Here is a 2,817-nt window from a genome sequence, read left to right on the forward strand (position 1 = left end):
CCCGCCAGCGCCGCCTCCGTCGCACCGGCGGTCGCCGAGCACGCCATGGTCGTCACCGCCCAGTACCTCGCGACGCAGGTCGGCGTCGACGTGCTGAAGCGCGGCGGCAACGCCATTGATGCGGCGGTCGCCGTCGGCTACGCGCTGGCGGTGGTCTACCCGGCCGCTGGCAACCTCGGCGGCGGCGGCTTCATGACCGTTCAGCTCGCCGACGGGCGCCGGACCTTCCTCGACTTCCGCGAGAAGGCGCCGCTGGCCGCGACCCGCGACATGTACCTCGACAAGGACGGCAACGTCATCAAGGGCTTGAGCGTCAGCGGTCCGCTCGCCGTCGCGGTGCCCGGCACCGTCTCGGGCCTGGAGACGGCGCGCGAGAAGTACGGGACGATGTCGCGGGCCGACCTGATCGCCCCGGCCATCGCCTACGCCGAGGGCGGCTTCGTGCTCAAGCAGGGCGATGCCGACATGTTCGCGATCGCGAGCCCCGACCTGCGCAAGGACCCGACCTCCGCCGCGATCTTCCTCGATGCGGGCGCGTCGTTCCAGGCGGGCGGAAAGCTGGTGCAGCCGGACCTCGCGGGTACGCTGCGCGCCATCGCCGAGCAAGGTCCGGCGGGCTTCTACGCGGGCCGCGTCGGCGACGCGATCGTCGCCTCGAGCCAGGCCGGCAAGGGGCTCATCGTCCAGGCCGACCTCGACCGCTACCGCACCCGCGAGATGGCGCCGGTGGAATGCGACTATCGCGGCTATCGCGTGATCTCGGCGCCGCCGCCGAGCTCGGGCGGCGTCGTCATCTGCGAGATGCTGAACATCCTCGAAGGCTATCCCCTCGGGGAACTCGGCTGGGGCTCGGCGGAGGCGATCCACTACGAGATCGAGGCGATGCGCCACGCCTACGTCGACCGCAACAGCTACCTCGGCGACCCAGACTTCGTCGACAACCCGACGCGGCGCCTCACCGACAAGGCCTACGCCGCCACCATCCGCGCCGCGATCGACCCGGCCAAGGCCGGGGTGTCGAGCGCGCTAAGGCCGGGCGTCGCCCCGCACGAGGGCAGCAACACGACGCATTATTCGATCGTCGACGGCGCCGGAAACGCCGTGTCGGTGACCTACACCCTCAACGACTGGTTCGGCGCACGCATCACCGTGCCGGGCACCGGCGTGCTGCTCAACGACGAGATGGACGACTTCACCGCCAAGGTCGGGGTGCCCAACATCTACGGCCTGGTGCAGGGCAAGGCCAACGCCATCGCGCCTGGCAAGACGCCGCTCAGCTCGATGAGCCCGACCATCGTCTCGAAGGACGGCAAGCCGGTCCTCGTCACCGGGACGCCGGGCGGCAGCCGCATCCCGACGGTCGTGCTGCAAAGCATCCTCAACGTCGTCGATTACGGCATGAACGTGCAGGAGGCCGCCGACGCGCCCCGCATCCACAACCAGTGGATGCCCGACGTGACCAACGTGGAGCGGTTCGCGCTCTCGCCGGACACCCGCAAGATCCTGGAGGGCATGGGCCACCACTTCGCCGGCTCGCAGCCGGCCAACCACCTCGCTACGATCCTGATCGGCGCGCCGGTGCTGGGCGGCAAGGCCGTCGGCGCGAACCGGTTCTACGGGGCGAACGACCCGCGGCGGAACACGGGGTTGGCGTTGGGCTACTGATTGGGCGTCCGTTTTTGCAGGCTTCGATGGGCGAGCAGCGAGGAATCCCGCCGTCCCGCCCGCGCTGACCAAAAAACGAGTCGTCGTTTTCGCGCCTTGTGCGTTCCTGGGTGATGGAACCGACACCGGACGATTGGGACGCGCGCGTCTCGCGTCTCTCCGAGAAACTGCCCGATCCCTTGCGGCGCATGGTCGACTGGCTGCGCGAGCCGTCGCGGGTGTGGCTGCGGGTCGGGGCCGCGCTGCTGTTCATCCTCGGCGGGATCTTCTCGATCCTGCCGGTGCTCGGCTTGTGGATGCTTCCGCTCGGCCTCGCGCTGCTGGCGCAGGACGTGCCCGGGCTGAAGGTGCCGCTCGAAAAGTCCGCCCGCTGGATCGAGGCGACCTGGGCCGACCTCGTCGCGTGGTGGCGCCGTCGGAAGCGATAAGAGGGGACGACCTGGCGAGCGGCCGCCGCGCTTAGACATCGCGCCGGCCGCGGGTTAGGAGGATCGCATCCCCAGCCGAGGCTCCATGAGTAAGCCGAAACCCCTGACCAGCGCGATCCTCGACCCGGAGAAGCGGGCTGACGACGTCGATCAGACCATCCGTCCGCTGAGCCTGTCCGAGTTCATCGGCCAGCGGGCGGCGCGCGCCAACATGGAGGTCTTCATCCAGGCCGCGAAGATGACCGGCCAGGCGCTCGACCACGTCCTGTTCGTCGGGCCGCCGGGCCTGGGCAAGACCACGCTGGCGCAGATCGTCGCGCGCGAGCTCGGGGTGAACTTCCGCTCGACGTCGGGGCCGGTGATCGCCAAGGCCGGAGACCTCGCGGCCCAGCTCACCAACCTCGAAGAGCGCGACGTGCTCTTCATCGACGAGATCCACCGTCTCAACCCGGCTGTGGAGGAGATCCTCTATCCCGCGATGGAGGATTACCAGCTCGACCTGATCATCGGCGAGGGGCCGGCCGCCCGCTCCGTGAAGATCGAGCTGCCGAAGTTCACGCTGGTGGGCGCCACCACCCGCGCCGGCCTGCTGACGACGCCGCTGCGCGACCGCTTCGGCATCCCGATCCGGCTCGAGTTCTACGACATCGACGAGCTTCAGCTCATCGTCTCCCGCGGTGCGCGCGTGCTCGGGCTCGGCATGTCGGACGACGGCGCCAACGAG

At 69.6% G+C, this 2,817-nt stretch carries 3 protein-coding genes; all 3 read left to right on the plus strand.

From position 1 onward, the window contains the following. Positions 1-1,665, plus strand: a 1,665-nt coding sequence (ggt, locus tag FV222_RS22085) for a gamma-glutamyltransferase (protein WP_147815647.1), incomplete at its 5' end; no start/stop codon positions are given. A 113-nt stretch (positions 1,666-1,778) separates the two neighbouring features. Beyond that, positions 1,779-2,093: a hypothetical protein gene (locus tag FV222_RS22090; protein WP_147762696.1), complete on the plus strand. Its 315-nt coding sequence runs from the start codon at positions 1,779-1,781 to the stop codon at positions 2,091-2,093. Between the two features lie 85 nt (positions 2,094-2,178). Continuing rightward, the coding region (ruvB, locus tag FV222_RS22095) for a Holliday junction branch migration DNA helicase RuvB (protein WP_147815648.1) at positions 2,179-2,817 on the plus strand (639 nt) is incomplete at its 3' end.

It is taken from the genome of Methylobacterium sp. WL103 (assembly GCF_008039885.1).
Lineage (GTDB): Bacteria > Pseudomonadota > Alphaproteobacteria > Rhizobiales > Beijerinckiaceae > Methylobacterium > Methylobacterium cerastii.